General features: G+C 65.4%; 18 protein-coding genes. 9 read left to right on the top strand and 9 right to left on the bottom strand.

Going from position 1 to position 16,262, the window contains the following annotated elements:
* Positions 1–104: 104 nt before the first annotated feature.
* A complete protein-coding gene (locus A4F85_RS03170; RefSeq protein WP_034395797.1) occupies positions 105–788 on the bottom strand; it encodes an energy-coupling factor ABC transporter permease in 684 nt (227 codons plus the stop codon).
* 176 nt (positions 789–964) lie between these two features.
* Complete coding sequence (locus tag A4F85_RS03165; RefSeq protein ID WP_063325632.1) at positions 965–1,903, bottom strand: LysR family transcriptional regulator; 939 nt, start codon at positions 1,901–1,903, stop codon at positions 965–967.
* 128 nt (positions 1,904–2,031) lie between these two features.
* On the opposite strand from A4F85_RS03165, the gene A4F85_RS03160 reads away from it, so the two are divergent.
* Positions 2,032–3,489, top strand: a complete 1,458-nt coding sequence (locus tag A4F85_RS03160) for an MFS transporter (protein ID WP_063325631.1) — start codon at positions 2,032–2,034, stop codon at positions 3,487–3,489.
* A 6-nt stretch (positions 3,490–3,495) separates the two neighbouring features.
* Here A4F85_RS03160 and A4F85_RS03155 read toward each other — a convergent pair whose 3' ends face one another.
* The 4 genes from A4F85_RS03155 to A4F85_RS03140 all read right to left on the bottom strand — a co-directional run bounded on the left by A4F85_RS03155 (position 3,496) and on the right by A4F85_RS03140 (position 7,281).
* Positions 3,496–4,296, bottom strand: a complete 801-nt coding sequence (locus A4F85_RS03155; RefSeq protein WP_013801876.1) for an amino acid ABC transporter permease — start codon at positions 4,294–4,296, stop codon at positions 3,496–3,498.
* The gene (locus tag A4F85_RS03150; protein WP_063325630.1) at positions 4,293–4,955 is read right to left on the bottom strand and encodes an amino acid ABC transporter permease; all 663 of its coding nucleotides are present in this window, start codon (positions 4,953–4,955) and stop codon (positions 4,293–4,295) included. The genes A4F85_RS03155 and A4F85_RS03150 overlap by 4 nt, the downstream gene beginning before the upstream one ends.
* A gap of 3 nt (positions 4,956–4,958) precedes the next feature.
* Positions 4,959–5,861 carry a glutamate ABC transporter substrate-binding protein gene (locus A4F85_RS03145; protein ID WP_063325629.1) on the bottom strand — a complete coding sequence of 301 codons (903 nt, stop codon included), beginning with the start codon at positions 5,859–5,861 and terminating at the stop codon, positions 4,959–4,961.
* 109 nt (positions 5,862–5,970) lie between these two features.
* The gene (locus tag A4F85_RS03140) at positions 5,971–7,281 is read right to left on the bottom strand and encodes a flavin-dependent oxidoreductase (RefSeq protein WP_063325950.1); all 1,311 of its coding nucleotides are present in this window, start codon (positions 7,279–7,281) and stop codon (positions 5,971–5,973) included.
* A gap of 70 nt (positions 7,282–7,351) precedes the next feature.
* Between A4F85_RS03140 and A4F85_RS03135 the strand changes: the two genes are divergently transcribed.
* From A4F85_RS03135 to A4F85_RS03110, 6 genes are all read left to right on the top strand, one after another.
* The gene (locus A4F85_RS03135) at positions 7,352–7,957 is read left to right on the top strand and encodes a TetR/AcrR family transcriptional regulator (RefSeq protein WP_063325628.1); all 606 of its coding nucleotides are present in this window, start codon (positions 7,352–7,354) and stop codon (positions 7,955–7,957) included.
* Positions 7,958–8,029: 72 nt separating this feature from the next.
* Entirely contained in the window at positions 8,030–9,031 is a 1,002-nt protein-coding gene (locus A4F85_RS03130) for an NADP-dependent oxidoreductase (protein ID WP_063325627.1), read from the top strand.
* Positions 9,032–9,061: 30 nt separating this feature from the next.
* Positions 9,062–9,766 carry an SDR family oxidoreductase gene (locus A4F85_RS03125; RefSeq protein ID WP_063325626.1) on the top strand — a complete coding sequence of 235 codons (705 nt, stop codon included), beginning with the start codon at positions 9,062–9,064 and terminating at the stop codon, positions 9,764–9,766.
* A gap of 118 nt (positions 9,767–9,884) precedes the next feature.
* The gene (locus A4F85_RS03120) at positions 9,885–10,208 is read left to right on the top strand and encodes an ArsR/SmtB family transcription factor (RefSeq protein ID WP_013801883.1); all 324 of its coding nucleotides are present in this window, start codon (positions 9,885–9,887) and stop codon (positions 10,206–10,208) included.
* A gap of 40 nt (positions 10,209–10,248) precedes the next feature.
* Complete coding sequence (locus A4F85_RS03115) at positions 10,249–10,752, top strand: arsenate reductase ArsC (protein ID WP_063325625.1); 504 nt, start codon at positions 10,249–10,251, stop codon at positions 10,750–10,752.
* Positions 10,753–10,880: 128 nt separating this feature from the next.
* Positions 10,881–12,167 carry an arsenic transporter gene (locus A4F85_RS03110; protein WP_063325624.1) on the top strand — a complete coding sequence of 429 codons (1,287 nt, stop codon included), beginning with the start codon at positions 10,881–10,883 and terminating at the stop codon, positions 12,165–12,167.
* Between the two features lie 49 nt (positions 12,168–12,216).
* On the opposite strand, the gene A4F85_RS03105 is transcribed toward A4F85_RS03110, so the two are convergent.
* Positions 12,217–12,597: a hypothetical protein gene (locus A4F85_RS03105; protein ID WP_063325623.1), complete on the bottom strand. Its 381-nt coding sequence runs from the start codon at positions 12,595–12,597 to the stop codon at positions 12,217–12,219.
* 627 nt (positions 12,598–13,224) lie between these two features.
* On the opposite strand from A4F85_RS03105, the gene A4F85_RS29220 reads away from it, so the two are divergent.
* Complete coding sequence (locus A4F85_RS29220; RefSeq protein WP_082848098.1) at positions 13,225–13,662, top strand: acetyltransferase; 438 nt, start codon at positions 13,225–13,227, stop codon at positions 13,660–13,662.
* Between the two features lie 178 nt (positions 13,663–13,840).
* The gene (locus A4F85_RS29215; protein ID WP_082848097.1) at positions 13,841–14,320 is read left to right on the top strand and encodes a GNAT family N-acetyltransferase; all 480 of its coding nucleotides are present in this window, start codon (positions 13,841–13,843) and stop codon (positions 14,318–14,320) included.
* A 36-nt stretch (positions 14,321–14,356) separates the two neighbouring features.
* Here A4F85_RS29215 and A4F85_RS03090 read toward each other — a convergent pair whose 3' ends face one another.
* Positions 14,357–14,797 carry a hypothetical protein gene (locus tag A4F85_RS03090; protein ID WP_013801890.1) on the bottom strand — a complete coding sequence of 147 codons (441 nt, stop codon included), beginning with the start codon at positions 14,795–14,797 and terminating at the stop codon, positions 14,357–14,359.
* Positions 14,798–15,136: 339 nt separating this feature from the next.
* Positions 15,137–16,252 (bottom strand): extracellular catalytic domain type 1 short-chain-length polyhydroxyalkanoate depolymerase, encoded by a 1,116-nt coding sequence (locus tag A4F85_RS03085; protein WP_063325620.1) that lies wholly within the window; start codon positions 16,250–16,252, stop codon positions 15,137–15,139.
* Between the last annotated feature and the right edge of the window lie 10 nt (positions 16,253–16,262).

Here is a 16,262-nt window from a genome sequence, read left to right as displayed (position 1 = left end):
CCGTGATGCAGCCGCCGTGGTGCTGGTCAGCGCGGATGCAGCTGGAGTCTTGAGCAGCCCGCCACAGCGGAGCACCGAAGGTGCGGTGACCGGGAAGCCGGCTGTCAGATGGCCGCTGCGTGCAGGCGGGTATTGAAAAGCGGCCCTTGCGTGAAGGCGGCCAGACGCTTGGCCAGCCACAGCACGGCCAGGTCCACCAGGGGCTCCACCAGCACCACGCACATGTAGGCGGCACCAAAGCTTGCGACCTCGGTCATGGTGGCCAGGCTGGCGCCATGTCCGTAGATGGCCCAGAAGGCGACCCACAGCACGATGCCGCCCTGGTAGGTGGTGGACAGGGCCAGGGCCTGCCGGTAGCTGATGTCCACATAGGCCGTGCCGGCCGGAATCAGCCGGCGCGCCAGCTGGCTCACCGCATACAGCGGCACCAGCAAGGTGGTGACGTTCATGCCGTACTGCGGCAGGTCGAAGGGTGCAAAGAACAGGCCCTGGACCAGCAGGCCGCACGCCAGGCCAATGGCCGCAGCACCCGCGCCGAACATCAGCAGCAAGGTCGAGCCCAGAATCAGATGAACCTCGGATACGCCGACCGGCTCATGCGGAAACACCTCGAAGAAGCTGAACACCAGCGCGGTGGTGATCACGCTGCGCACCAGCAGCGCGAGCGCGCCGCCGTTGTCGCGCAGGCTTTGCCGTGCCAGGGCGGCGGTCAGGCCGAAGGCCGCTGCGGCAGTGACGTAACTGAGGGCGATTTTCTCGGGGCTGACGACGCCGGGTTCGATGTGCATGGGAGGTCCTGAACAGGCAAGGTCCGTTGGAGAGCCGGCGGGCGCCGACTGCGCAACGGCAAAGGCACCGAGCATAGCCGGGGACGGTGTGCTGCGCCATGTTCATTTCACGCTGTAGTCACGCTGCCGCACTTCGGATAGCCATCGGTTTCACGCGCGGTTTCACGCGCTCGCTCTCACGCCGGGCTTTCGGCCGCTTTTTCGCATGGCCAGGAATCGCTGTGCTGTTCCGCGCAGATCTCCCGTACGCACCCGCGCAGCCACCGGTGCGCCGGGTCGGCATGCAGCCTCGGGTGCCACAGGAGTGAAACCGTGATCTCCGGCACAGGGACCGGAAGGGGGAAGCCATGCATTCCGGCACGCAGGTTCCCCGTGTGCCGTTCGGGAACACTGGCGATCAGGTCGGAGGCCCGGGCCAAGGCCAGCGCCGCTGAAAAGCCGCCAACGATCGCAACGATCTGCCGTTGCAGGTCGAGAGAGCTCAAGGCTTCATCGATGGGCCCCTTGTCCTGCCCTCGCCGGGACACGAGGATATGCCTGCCGGCCGCATAGCGCGCGGGCGTGATCTCGCCCTGGCTCAGCGGGTGCCCCATTCGCACGACGCCAATGAAACGGTCTCGGAACAACGCCTGCGCACGCACCTCCGGACCTATCGTGCTCCCGACAACGCCGGTCTCCAGATCGACCGTGCCGTCGCGAAGCGGGCCGCTCCCTTTGTTTGACTTCTGCACAAAGCAAAGGCGAACGCCAGGCGCTTGCTCGCCGACGCGGGCAATCAGGTCCGGTCCGAAATTCTCCACAAAGCCTTCGCTGGTCCGCAGTGTGAACGTTCGGACCAGCTGCTGGAGGTTGGGCTGCTCGGCAGGGCGCAAAACCGCTTCCGTGTCCTGCACGAGCTGGCTGACCCGCTCGCGGAGTTCGAGCGCCCGAGGTGTGGGAACGAGGCCGCGACCGGCCCGGACCAGCAGCGGATCGCCCGTCGTCTCCCGCAAACGCGCCAACGCCCGGCTCATCGCTGACGGGCTCAGCCGCAACCGTTGGGCGGCGCGCGCCACGTTGCCTTCCGCAAGCAGCACATCCAGGGTGACAAGCAGGTTGAGATCGGGTCTTGACATGGATCGACCGTAGCACGGCGTGTGGTGACATGGCGCCAGACGCATGAATAAAGTGAAAGTGGTGCGCCTTCCGCCATGCCGGGCAGGGAACTACGCTTCCGATAGCTCAATTTCGGGAGTCACCAACGATGAAAATCACACCAGAATCAGCCACGACAGCAAGAGATGGGATAGCCGCTGACCGTGCAGAGCAGACGCCGTCGATTCGGTGGGTGCTTGCCAGCCTTTCGCTATCGATGTTGCTGTCATCGCTGGGCACCAGCATCGCCAATGTGGGGTTGCCGACCTTGGCTCAGGCGTTCGGCGCCTCTTTCCAGCAGGTCCAGTGGATCGTCCTTGCCTATCTGCTGGCCATCACCGCCCCGATCGTCAGCGTCGGGCGGCTCGGTGACGTCATGGGCCGCCGACGGCTGCTGCTGGTCGGCATCTTCCTGTTCACGCTGGCCTCGGTCCTTTGCGGCCTGGCGCCCACGCTCCGGCTGCTGATTGCCGCCCGGGCGGTGCAGGGTCTTGGCGCGGCCATCATGATGGCCCTCACCATGGCGTTTGTCGCTGGGACGGTGCCGAAGGAAAGGACCGGCAGCGCCATGGGACTGCTCGGAACGATGTCCGCAATGGGCACCGCTCTCGGTCCATCGCTGGGCGGCGTTCTGGTCGCCGGACTCGGTTGGCAGGCGATCTTTCTCGTCAACGTACCGCTGGGTATCGTGGCATGGGTTCTCGCGCACCGTTACCTGCCCGCCGATTGCCGGGGGGAGAAGACGGGGCGGGCCCGCTTCGACAATCTGGGCACCTTGCTGCTGGCTGTGACGCTTGTGGCGTACGCACTGGCCATGACGCTGGGGCGCGGAAGTTTCGGTCCGCTCAACGGGGCTCTTGTGTTGGCCACTGCCTTGGGGGCCGTGCTCTTCGTGCTTGCCGAGGCGAAAGCCGCATCGCCCTTGATTCGATTGGCGATGTTTCGTGATCCAGGCTTCAGCGCAAGCCTTGCCATGAATGCGCTCGTCTCGACGGTGATGATGTCGACGCTGGTGGTGGGGCCGTTCTACCTCGCCCGTGCGCTCGGGCTCAACGAAGCCATTGTTGGCATCGTGATGGCGGTGGGCCCGCTGGTCGCCATATTGAGCGGTGTCCCTTCTGGCCGTGCCGTCGATTGTTGGGGCGCGCCATCCATGGCCATCGTCGGGCTCATCGCCATGGCGGCGGGGGCATTTGCACTGTCCGTGCTTGCGTCGATGTTCGGCGTGGCGGGATACGTTGCTGCCATCGTCGTCCTGACCCCTGGATATCAGCTCTTCCAGGCGGCCAACAACACCGCCGTCATGGCGAATGTCCATCCAGACCAGCGCGGAGTCATCTCGGGCATGCTCAGCCTGTCGCGCAACCTCGGGCTCATCACCGGGGCATCCATGATGGGGACGGTTTTCGCGCTCGCTTCAAAGACGCCCGACATCGCAACGGCGCATCCCGAGGCCGTTGCCAACGCGATGCGGATCACGTTCGCAGTCTCGGCCGTTCTGATCGTCGTTGCCCTGGCCATGGCAATGGCAGTTGCAAGCCGTGCTCTCGCGACAAGCCGTTCGTGACGAGGCTCAGTGCACCGGCCGGCTCAGCCGCCTGCTCGCCCTCGATATCGCATAGTTCACCAGGCAGTACAGCACCGCCACCACCAGGTACACGGGCACCAGCGCGTGGTAGTTGGCAATGAGCACCTTGGCGTTCTGCATGAGCTCGCCGTAGGTGACGATGTAGCCGAAGGTGGTGTCCTTGACCACGATGACCAGCTGCGCGACCAGGGCCGGGACGATGTAGCGCAGGGCCTGCGGGAAGACGACGAACCGGAAGACCTGGACCTCGGTCAGCCCCAGGCTTCGCGCGGCATCGGTCTGGCCGCGAGGGACGGCCAGCACGCCTGCGCGGTACACCTCGGCCACCACGGCGGCGGTGCTCAGGCCTATGGGCAGGGTCAGCATCCAGTACGTGCCGAGCTTGATGCCGGCTGCGGGAAGCACCAGAAAGCACACGTAGATGAGCAGCAGCGTGGGCGTGCCGCGCAGGAATTCGATGACGGCGATGCTGGGCCAGCGCACGATGCGGGGCCGCGCCAGGCGCCCCGCCAGCAGCACCAGCCCAAGGCTCAGCGCAATCACGGCGGCCATGGCCGAGGACGCCAGCGTGCCGAGCAGGCCCTTGGCCAGAAAGGCCCAGGTGGTGGGCCAGGCGAAGAATTCCCAGAACCGGGCCTCGAGCTGGCCTGCGGAATGAAAACGCCACACGACGCCCGCAGCCAGCGCAATCAGCCCGGCCGCGGCGATCAGGCTGACCACCTGCGTGATCTTCCTGGCCTGCGGGCTGGGCGCGCCAAACAGAATGTCTTCCAGAGAACGGCTCATCGCAGTATCCGCAGCTTCTTTTCCAGGATGGCGCCCACCCAGGCAATGAGCAATCCGGTGGCCACGTACAGGGCGGCGGCCACCGCGAAGGCGGCCATGCCAACGGCGGAGTCGTTGGCGATCTTGGACACGAGCGCCGTGAGCTCCCGGCCCGCCAGCGGCACCTGGGACGCCAGCGAGGTGGACAGCATCAGCGCAATGAGCAGCGACGTCATCGGCTGCACCACCGAGCGCAGCGCCTGCGGCAGCACCACGGCCGAGATGATCTGCATGGGCCGCATGCCCAGGCTGAGCGCGGCCTCGATCTGGCTGCCGGCAATGGTGTTGATGCCCGCGCGCAGATAGTCTGCCGTGAACGCGGAGCAGACCAGGGTCAGGGCCAGGATCACGCTGGGCTCATAGTCGATCACGACATTGAGATCGGGCAGCGCGAACACGATGAAGATCAGCAGCGCCACGCTGGGAATGTTGCGGAAGATCTCGACGTAGCCCGTCAGCACGAAGCGCAGCGGCGGCAGCGGAAGCAGCCTGAGCACCGTCACGACCACGCCCAGCAGGAAGCCGGGCAGGAACGAGAAGGCGGTGAGCTTCCAGGTCAGCAAGAGGGCCTGCCAGAAGGCAGGCCCGTGGTCGGCGAGGAGCCGGGAGATGTCACCCATCGTTCAGGGCAGGGCGGGCGGCGTGGGAACGGCCGTGCTGCCGGTGCGCTGTCCGATGGAGACGGTCCACAGCTTGGCCCAGGTGCCATCGGCTTCGATTTTCTTCAGGAAGGCGTTGATGAAGGCCACGCCGTCCGAGCCCTTGGGCAGGCCGATGCCGTAGGAATCCTGGGCGCCAAAGGGCGCGCCTGCCAGCCGCGCGTCGCCAGTGCCCAGGCTCAGGGTGTTGAGCAGCAGGGTGTAGTCGGTCACATAGGCATCCACACGGCCCTGGCGCAGGGAGTCCAGCGCTTCCTGGTGGGTCTGGAACTCCTGCACGACCGCCTTGGGCGCGTGCTGCGCCAGGATGGCGGGCCCCGTGGAGCCGGCCTGCGTGGCCACCTTCTTGCCTGCCAGATCGCTGTACGACTGCACGGTCTTGTTGCTTGCCTTGACCAGCACCCCGGCCTGCGAGGTGTAGTAGGGGCCGGCAAACGAGATCTTCTCGGCGCGTGCGGGGGTGATTGAGTAGGTGGCGATCACCATGTCCGCCTGGTTGTTGATGAGCACCTGCTCGCGCGTGGACGAGGTCACCTGTGCGAACTGGTACTTGGACGCATCGCCCAGGATGTAGCGCGTGATCAGCTGGGCCAGGCCTGCGTCGAAGCCGCGGATCTTGCCGTCCTTCTCGTTGAGCAGGGAGAACAGATTCGAGGTCTGGGTGCTGCCCAGGCGCAGCGTGCCGGTCTGCTTGATCTTACTGGCCCAGGTGCTGGAGGCGATGGTCGCGGCGTCGGCGACGGGGCCTTGCGCCACCAGGGCGTCAAACGCCGCTGTGTTCAGGGGCGCGCCCTGCGCAAAAAGCGATCCACTGCCCACGATCGCCAGCGTCACCACGGTGGATTTCAGAATGGATTTGATGGGCATGTGGTCTTCCTGCTTGGTCTGTGATGTAAATCTGGGAATGGCTGCCAGGGGCAAGCGCCGATTATGGCGACTCGCGGCCCTTGCTGCCGCACAAGGGCTCAGTCCCTGGTCACGCGCCGGTCATGCGCCGACCAGGTGCGATGGTGGGGGCTGCGGCATTGAGCGTCTCGATCGCATAGCCGGCCGCTGCCTTGTAGCGGGCCATGAAGCCCTCGCGCTCCTCGCGCGGCAGCACCTCGTCGATATGGTCGAAGACGCCGCCGCAGCGCTCGTCCACCAGCCCCAGCAGGCCGAAGGGGCCGGCCCCGCGGTTGCGCAGAACCAGGGCCGAGATGTCCTTGCACAGCCTGTCGTCATAGGCGCGCAGCGCCTGCGGGCCCACGCCGTGGTCCAGCAACTGCGCGCCCAGCACGCGCGCGTCCACGATGGCCTGGCTGGCGCCGTTGGAGCCCACGGGGTACATCACATGCGCCGCATCGCCCAGCAAGGCCACGCGGCCGTCCACCCAGGTGGGCACGGGGTCGCGGTCGATCATGGGGTACTCGAAGACATCCGTGGCGCCGCGCAGCATGGCCGGCACGTCCAGCCAGCCGTAGTCCCAGCCGTCGAAGTGGTGGATGAATTCCTCCAGCGCCACGCGCCGGTTCCAGTCGCCTTGCTGCCAGCCGCCGTCGTTGTCCACCGTGATCTCGGCGATCCAGTTGATGGTGGCCAGGCCCGTGACGGGGTCCGGCGGCGTGATGGGGTACAGCACCACGCGATGGCGCAGCGAGCCCACGCCCACGAAGGACGCACCGGTGCGCACCGGCACGCCCGGCGTGGTGCCGCGCCACATGATGGCGCCACCCCACTGGATGGGCGGCTGCGCGGGGTGCATCTGCGCGCGCACGGCCGAGTGCAGGCCATCGGCCGCCACCAGCAGTGAGCCCTGCACCTCCAGCCGCTGGCCATCGCGGGTGTCGATGAGGGCGGTCACGCCCTCGGCGTCCTGCCGGTAGCCCACCACGCGCCGGCCCAGCTGCACGGCGTCGTCGCCCAGGCGCTCCCGCACGGCGTTGAACAGCATCATCTGCAACTGCCCGCGGTGCACCGCGTACTGAGGCCAGTGGTAGCCCGCCTGCAGCCCGCGCGGCTCGGCATATACCTCGTTGCCGTTGCGGCCCACCAGCGCCCATTCCCGCGCCTGCAGGCCGATGGTGTCCAGCACATCGTTGCCGAAGCCCAGGTCATGCAGTTCCCGCACCGCGTTCGGCTGCAGGTTGATGCCCACGCCCAGCGGCTGCAACTGCGCCACCGACTCGAACACGATGCAGGGCACGCCGATCTGGTGCAGCGTGAGGGCAGTGGCCATGCCACCGATGCCGCCGCCGGCAATGAGCACGGGGCGGGATGGATTGTTGTGTGAAGCAGCAGCAGACATGCCGGGATTGTCCATGCAATGGCTGCGGGCGGATGTCCCATCTGCGGCGCGTGCATGGCGCAAACAATGTATGATGATCATCATGCGAAACACAAATTCCAGCGCCCGGGCTTCCGCCAAGGAGGCCACGCACGAGCGCATCGTCTCCGTGGCGGCGCGGGCCATCCGCCGCAGCGGCTATGGCGGCACCGGGGTGGCGGACATCATGAAGGAGGCGGGCCTGACGCACGGCGCCTTCTACGCCCATTTCGCCTCGCGCGACGCCATGCTGGCCGAAGCGGCGGGCAAGGCCTGCGCCGAGTCCTGTGCCGCCGTCGCCGACGTGGTGGCCAAGGCGCCGCCCGGCATGGTGCTGCAGGCCATGCTGGCCGCCTACCTTTCCAAGGAACATGTCCAGCGCGCCGAGGTGGGCTGCCCCCTGGCGGCCCTGGGCTCCGAGACCTCGCGCCAGGCGCCGGAGGTGCGCCGCGTGGCCACGGGCCACATCAAGGAAATGGTCGATCTCATCGCCCGCCAATCGCCGGACTGGGGACAGCCCGGTGCCCATGAGCGCGCGCTCGTCACCTTGTCCACCATGGTCGGCAGCCTGCTGCTGGCACGGGCGGTGGACGATCCGGCCCTGTCCGACAGCCTTCGCGAAGCAGCACTCAAGCACCTGTCGCCGGCCAGCCATTGATGGCGCATGCCCTGTGCATGTGCCTGGATTTTTTCGTCGTTACATATGATGACCATCATATAAAGGAAGACCATGAAGGCATTTGTTCTGGAAAGCCATGGAGCGAACCGCGCCTTGCAGCTGGCAGAGGTGCCCGAGCCGCAGCTGCGTGACGATGAAGTCCTGGTCCAGGTCCATGCCGCAGGCGTGAACCAGCTGGACTCCAAGATCAGGGACGGGCAATTCAAGCTCATCCTGCCCTATCGCCTGCCCCTGATCCTGGGCCACGACGTGGCCGGCGTGGTGGTCAAGGCCGGCCCGCGCGTGCGGCAGTTCAAGCCGGGCGACGAGGTCTATGCACGCACGGACGATTTCCGGATCGGCACGTTCGCGGAGTTCGTGCCGGTCAAGGAGTCGTCGCTGGCGCCAAAACCGAAGGGGCTCACGATGGAAGAGGCCGCCTCCATCCCCCTGGTGGGCCTGACGGCCTGGCAGGCCCTGGTGGAGACAGCGAAGCTGACGAAGGGGCAAAGGGTCTTCATCCAGGCCGGCTCCGGTGGCGTGGGCACGTTCGCCATCCAGCTGGCCAGGCACCTGGGTGCCACCGTTGCCACCACCACGAGCGCGGCCAACTTCGAGCTGGTCAGGAGCCTGGGTGCGGATGTCGTCATCGACTACCGCACGCAGGACTTCGAGGACGTCCTGCACGACTACGACGTGGTGCTCAACAGCCAGGACGGCAAGACGCTTGGCAAATCCCTGCGCGTGCTCAAGGGCGGCGCGAAGCTGGTCTCCATCTCCGGCCCACCCGATCCCGCGTTTGGCAGAAACATCGCGGCGCCCGCATTCGTTCGGCTGGTGATGCGGCTGCTCAGCTCCGGCATCAGGCGCCGGGCGCGAGGCCGTGGCATTGACTACTCCTTCCTCTTCATGCGGGCCAACGGCGCCCAGCTGCGCGAGATCACCCGCCTCGTCGAGGCGGGCGCCATCCGCCCGGTCGTGGACAAGGTCTTCGCATTCGAGTCCACCAACGAGGCCCTTGCCTATGCCGAAGCCGGCCATGCCAAGGGCAAGGTCGTCATCAAGATCCGTTGAATCTGTTTTTCCCCACCCCTGGAGTGCTCCATGAAAATTGAAAACGCTGTTGTTCTCGTCACCGGCGCCAATCGCGGCATCGGCCTGGCTTTCGCACGCGAGCTGCTTGCCCGTGGCGCCCGCAAGGTCTACGCCGGCGCGCGCGACCCCGCCACGGTCACCCAGCCCGGCGTGCATGCCCTGCAGCTGGACGTGAACCGCCCGCAGGACGTGGCCGCCGCCGCCGCGCTGGCGTCGGACGTCACGCTGGTGATCAACAACGCCGGCATCGCCCAGCCCGGCGGCTTCATGGCGCCCGACAGCGAAGAGGTCGCCAGGCGCATCTTCGAGACCAACTTCTTCGCCGTGCTGCGCATGAGCCAGGCCTTCGCGCCGGTTCTCAAGGCCAACGGCGGCGGGGCCTTGCTCAATGTGCTGTCGGTGGCCTCCTGGGTGAACGGCGGCGAGCTGGCCGCCTATTCGGCCAGCAAGTCGGCCGCCTGGTCGCTCACCAACGCCCTGCGCAGCGAGCTTGCAGGGCAGAAGACACAGGTGCTGGGCCTGCACATGGCCTATGTCGACACGGACCTCACGCGCGGGCTTGACGCGCCGAAGTCCAGCCCCGAGGACATCGTCAGCCGCGCGCTGGACGGACTGGAGGCCGGGCTCGATGAAGTGCTGGCCGACGAGCTCACCCAGCAGGTCAAGCGCGGCATGACGGCGGCCCGGCCAAGCTATCTGCCGCAGGGCGCCTGAGATCGGACCGTGCCAGCCATGGGTGCCCATCCGCATGGATCGGCGTGGGCTGGCACGATCGGTCAGCGCCGGTTTGGCCTATATTTCCATATTTGTTGAAATATCGTATGATTCGCCCATGGATGAATCTGAAGTCGTCGAATCCCTGGCCGCGCTTGCCCACCCCTTGCGCCTGCGCATCTTCCGCGCGCTCGTCGTGGCCGGGCCCGAGGGGCTGACGCCGGGCGTCATGGCAGAAAGCCTGGGCGCCGCCAACACCACGCTGTCTTTCCATCTCAAGGAACTCACCCGCTCGGGCCTGGTGACGCAGGAGCGGGCCAGCCGCAACCTGGTGTACCGCGCCGCCTATGAGCGCATGAACGGCCTGCTCGGCTTCCTGACGCAGAACTGCTGTGCAGGTGCGTCATGCGAGGTGGCCGACATGTCCTGCAAGTCCTGCTGACGCTGCTCCCCCGGTTTCCCCGCCCCGAACACTTCCTGCCATGACTTCCGACAAACCCCTGAACGTCCTGTTTCTGTGCACGCACAACTCTGCCAGGAGCATCCTGGCGGAAGGCCTTCTGAATCACCTCGGCGGCGGGCGCTTCAAGGCCTACTCCGCAGGCAGCAGCCCCCGCGACAACCAGCGGCCCCATCCGATGGCGATTGCGGCGCTGGAGCAGGCGGGCGTGTGCACCGAAGGCCTGCGCAGCAAAAGCTGGGACGAGTTCGGCGCGCCTGATGCGCCCCCTATGGACCTGGTCATCACCGTCTGCGACAGCGCCGCTGGCGAGGCATGCCCCTATTGGCCGGGCCAGCCTGCCACCGCGCACTGGGGCTACGCGGACCCGTCGCAGGCCGAAGGCAGCGACGAGGGCCGGCAGGCCGCATTCCGCCAGACCCTGCTGGCCATGCGGCAGCGCCTGGAGCGGCTCGTCAACCTGCCGCCATCGTCCCTGGCCAGGCATGCGCTGCAGCAGTCTGCCCGCGACCTGGCCCGTGACTGAAGCCTGCCACTGACACCTGCCACTGACACCTGCCACCGACGCCCGCCACCGACACCCGCCACCGACACCCGCCACCGACACCGCTGCGGCTCCCTCTGCCGCCTGCACATCCCCGAAGAAAACAGCACATGCTTGCGGCCCTCCTGATCTTTGCAGCCACCCTTGTCCTGGTCATCTGGCAGCCCGCAGGCCTGGGCATCGGCTGGAGCGCGTCGCTCGGCGCCATCGTGGCACTGGCCCTGGGGGTGGTGCACTGGGCCGATGTCGCCGTCGTCTGGGGCATCGTCTGGAACGCAACCGCCACCTTCGTGGCGGTCATCATCATCAGCCTGCTGCTGGACGAGGCCGGGTTCTTCGCATGGGCTGCACTGCACGTGGCCCGCTGGGGGCGCGCAAGCGGCAGGCGCCTGTTTGCCTTCATCGTGCTGCTGGGCGCCGTGGTGTCTGCGGTTTTTGCCAACGATGGCGCCGCGCTCATCCTGACGCCCATCGTGATGGCCATGCTGGTGGCCCTGGGCTTTTCTGCCGCAAGCACCCTGGCCTTCGTCATGGCGGCAGGGTTCATCGCGGACACGGCCAGCCTGCCGCTGGTGGTGTCCAACCTGGTCAACATCGTCTCGGCGGACTTCTTCGGCATCGGCTTCAACGACTACGCGTCGGTCATGGTGCCGGTGAACCTGGTTGCCGTAACCGCCAGCCTGGGCGTGCTGTTCCTGTTCTTCCGCAAGGATCTGCCCCGCACCTACGCCTTGGAGCGCCTGCAGCCCCCATCGGCCGCCATCCGGGATCTGGCCACCTTCCGCGCAGGCTGGGCCGTGCTGGCGCTGTTGATGCTGGGCTTCTTCGGGCTGGAGCCGCTGGGCGTTCCCGTCAGCGCCGTGGCCGCAGCCTGTGCGCTGCTCTTGCTGGCCGTCGCCGCCCATGGCCGGGTCATCAGCGCAGGCCGGGTCCTGAAGGGCGCGCCTTGGCAGATCGTCGTGTTCTCACTGGGCATGTACCTGGTGGTCTATGGCTTGCGCAACGCTGGGCTGACCGGCGCCCTGGCCAGGGTGCTGGAAGTATTTGCGGGCGGCGGCGTGTGGGGCGCCGCAATAGGCACCGGCTTTCTGTCGGCGGGCCTGTCTTCCGTGATGAACAACATGCCCACGGTGCTGGTGGGCGCCCTGTCCATCGAACACTCCGGGGCCACGGGGCTGGTGAAGGAAGCCATGGTCTATGCCAATGTGATCGGCTGTGACCTGGGCCCCAAGATCACGCCCATCGGCAGCCTGGCCACCTTGCTCTGGCTCCATGTGCTGGCCCGCAAGGGCATGACGATTGCCTGGGGCTACTACCTGCGCGTCGGCATCGTCCTGACCCTTCCGGTCCTTGCCATCACGCTGGTCGCGCTTGCCTTGCGGCTAAGCGTGGGCTGAGTGTGGTCTGAACGTGGGCTGAACGCCGACCGGCCGGCGCGCTGGCGCATCAGCTGCTGCCGTCCTGCGCAGGCATCGGCATATTGGCGCGGCGTTCGAACAGGTGGGCCATGGCCTTTGCCGCCGCCTCGGCCGCTTCGGCGCGGCGCATCTCGGCCGCGTCCTCGAACCCGCAGCCCATGGCCTGGGCCTCGGTGCCGGCGTAGTCGGCCAGCGTCTCGGCGCTGTCGCGGATGCTTTGCAGGGCGCGGGCCACCACATCCGTGTGGCGATGGCCCTTGGGCGTCTCCAGCCATGCCAGGGCCAACTGGGCGATGGCGGAGATTTCTGCACAGCCTTGCTGCACGAGATGGTCCACCTGGGTGAGGGCGTTGGACAGCTGCCGGGTGCTGTGGCTGTCTGTGGTGTGGGAGGGCTGGGCGGGGTTCATGCCATGTCCCTCCGCAGTTGGCCGGGCACAAAGGCCTGGCATGAGGGAGGGGCTGCGCCAAAAGACGGCGCGCAGGCGAGAGAAACGGCGTTCATTGTTCCGTGCTCCATTGCGGATCGAATCCACAGGCCATTGCATCTGCGTTGACTGATGGATTCGGTGTACCAAGCCTCGCTTTCGGAGAGGCTGTGCCGCTATACGACGGATGTTTTGAAGCATCAGCCCCGGGACAGGGGGCCGGGGCGGATGATAGCGCGGGAGGGTGGGGGCGCGACGTTTTTGGGGAGGCAGCTCGTAGTGGTGGAGTTGTCTGCTGTCGGCCCTAAGTCACCATTCGCGCAGTTGGTGTCGATGACAGCGATGCAGCGATTGCTGGCACTCATGCCCGTATCGTCAGCTTTCGATCACGGCCGCATATCAGTCATCCGAGCACCAAGGGTCAACCCAGCCCAGCGACGGAAGTAGCTGACGATGATCCAGGGGACTCCTAGAGGTCCGCTACTGCAGTCCATGAATAGCCACTGCCGACACAAAGCCGGCGTTCAGCGCCGTTCAAAGGAGCCGCGACGACTTAGCGGGTGTGTACCGTCATACTTCACGCAACGCTGAATCATTTGCAAAGTTGCCATGTACACACTCCGCACATCACGTCCTGAAGATGGCGCCGCTCTGGTTGACCTTTGGCGGCGTTCCGTAGACGCCACCCATCACTTTCTCAGTCCCGATGATCGAAAGGCCATTGATGCCGAAGTGGTCGAGTTTCTGCCTCATGCGCCGGTGACTGTTGCTGTCGATGAACATGACCAGCCCCATGGCTTCATGCTGATCGATGGCACGCACATGGAGGCGCTGTTCATCGATCCGGATGTCCGTGGCACCGGCATCGGCCGCAGGTTGTTGCAGCATGGATTGGCGCTGCACGGGGCATTGAGCACAGACGTCAACATGCAGAATTCCCAAGCGGTTGGCTTCTATCAACGGATGGGGTTCGTTGAAACTGGACGTTCGCAGGTGGATTCGCAGGGACGCCCTTATCCTCTTGTTCACCTGCGATACCAGGGCTAGCTGGAAGCAGGCCGCTGCGGCTTGGCGAGCCAAGCCGCAGCTCGCATGGGGCCTGCTTTGCGGCAGCAGCAACCCCTTACTGTGGACTGCTGCCCCCTTGGTTGACGCTCAGATACACGGTCGGCAACCACCGTTTTTGTACGCTTTTAATTTGATGGATAGACAACCAGATACAGGCATGAATTTGAAATTTAAGCGGCTCACTGAAGTTGATCCGGCTCACATTGTTTCGCTGAACAACAATCCAGATGTGCTGCGACAAATGCCGCTTGGAAGTGCGAATTTCGACCTGGTGAAAGCAAATGAATGGGCTCAGCAAAAAGATGCCCAGTGGCAGCAATACGGCTATGGGCCATGGGCGTTTGAAATTGATCAGCAATTTGCCGGCTGGGGCGGCTTGCAGTACGAGGAAGGTGATGCCGACCTCGCTTTGGTGCTTCACCCCAAGTTCTGGGGAAGTGGCAAGGCCATCTATCAAGAGATAGTGAAACGTGCATTCACTGGCTTGGGGCTGAACTCCATCACAATTTTGCTGCCACCTTCAAGAACCAGAATAAAAGGGATTCTCAAGCTGGGATTTCGGCCAGATGGCGCATTGGATATCGAGGGGACTCGTTTTTTGCGCTATCGCCTGCATGCACCCGGCAAACCCGCTTGACCAGATCTTTGAGCAGCGCGTCTTGATCCCACGCGCTCATACCTTGGCGAGGAAGGCCGCCGCATCACCCGCTTCACACTTCCAGTCTGCGAAGACCCCAACCAGGTTGCATTCCACGCAGTGGCAAGCGATGTAGTACCAGCGCACGTCGTGTGTGCCCTCGTACACGGAGACGCCGGACATCAGTTCGAACGTCTCGTTCTCGCACACGCACTCGTGTGCCTCGGGGGTGGCCTCTTCAACATATTCCGCGCTGTCGCCCATCAGGTGTTCCTGCCCGCAGTCGGTGCAGGTGCGGATGGCCACGCCGGCTTCCTCATCCGTCTGCAGCGCAAAAGTCCGGCACCCGCAATCGCATTTGGACGAGGCAAACCGGACGGCCTCATGAAGATTCGCAATGCTGTAGCTGCGCAGCTCGGCTTGGGTGTCGCCGGAAGTCGTCCCGTACCAGAACTCGCCCTTCTTCGTCAGTGCCATTGATACTTTTCCATTCTTCAAATTGGGCCTCTCGGCAGACCTGACGCCAAGCGTTCCCGATGTTCCGGATTTTGCCTGATGGCACGGTGAATCGTCGCCAAGGGGCCGGGCCGAGGTGGACGCCGACAAGGGCTGCGGAAATCCCTCGATGCTGGTTCTTGGAGACTGCAGCCAGAGACCATCAAGTTCAACTGTTGATCGCCGCCGATATTCGATGTTGAAGCTCCTGCGTCAGCTCTCAGCCTGAGACCATTGTTCGGAAATCTGCAGCTGCCGGCTGCTCCGCAGCGGTTGCTGCCGCCCAGGGCCTCCTCGCGAGCTTGCTGCCGGTGCCGCGCGTCAGCAGCCGTGAGCACGCTTGTGCGAAAGGAAGAAGCGCAGCATCTCGGCGCTGGCGTCGATTCCTCCTGGCGTGGTGTAGCTGCCCTCTGAGCTGCCGCCGGACCATGCGTGGCCTGCGCCATGCAGTTGCCAGTGTTCAATGGCGGTACTTCCGTCGGCCGCGATATAGGCAGAGCGGGTGAATCGCTGGCGGTTCGGCGCATGGCCCTGGATGACGCGAGGTGCGCCTTGGGGACTTTGCGCGCTGCGTGCAGCATTCACCACGGCCGCGCCGTTGTCGTGGTGCACCGTCGTGTCGGCATCGCCGTGAAACACGATCACTGGACACACGCTAGGACCGCTGGCCGAGCCTGATGCTGCGCCTCTTCGCATCGCCTCGAGGGCTGATGGCAGATTGGACGCAGCACCGGCGGGCAAGCCCGAATGCACACCCACGGCGGCGAACAGCTCAGGATAGGTGCGTCCCAATATGTCCGCCATTGCACCTCCAGCCGATAGTCCGGCGACATAGACACGCGATGCGTCCGCGCCATGGTCAGCCACCACCTGGCGTGTGAGGCCCGCCAGCAGTGCTGGCTCGCCCCGGCCCCGCTGCTGATGCTGGGCCTTGAACCAGTTCCAGCATTTTTGCGAGTTCGCATGCTGTGTTTGTTCAGGATAGAGCACCAATACACCAGCCCTGCGTGCCTGGTCATTCATGCGCGTGCCGGCGGCGAAGTCTTCCGGGCCTTGGGTGCAACCGTGCAGCATGAGGACGAGCGGCCGAGGCCCCGCTTCAAGTGCACTGCCTGGCGGCACATACAGCCGATAGGCCAGCTGCCGGCCTCCGTGCGAGTAGCTGCCGCGCAGCCATTGCTCGTCGCTGGAGGTGTCTGCCTGCGATGAGCCCGCAGGCACGGCGAGTTCGGGAGCATCGTCGATGAAACGGGCTTCGGCATCGACGATCCAGCCTTCTTCCCTGTGACTGGTTGCGGCTGTCTTGCCGTGGGGCGCGGGCGCGGGCGCGCTTTCGCCTCGCAACGTGCGCTGAATCAGCTCGGTTGCTTCCAGCAAATTGCCAGTGCGCGTCAGGCGTGTAGCCTCGCCCAGCATGTCGTGAAAAAGCTGTTTCATGGAATGGTTC

Source organism: Delftia sp. GW456-R20 (genome assembly GCF_001622915.1).
Classification (GTDB): domain Bacteria; phylum Pseudomonadota; class Gammaproteobacteria; order Burkholderiales; family Burkholderiaceae_C; genus Comamonas; species Comamonas acidovorans.
The sequence above is the reverse complement of the archived record's forward strand: the minus strand, read 5'-3'. Positions and strand labels throughout refer to the sequence as shown.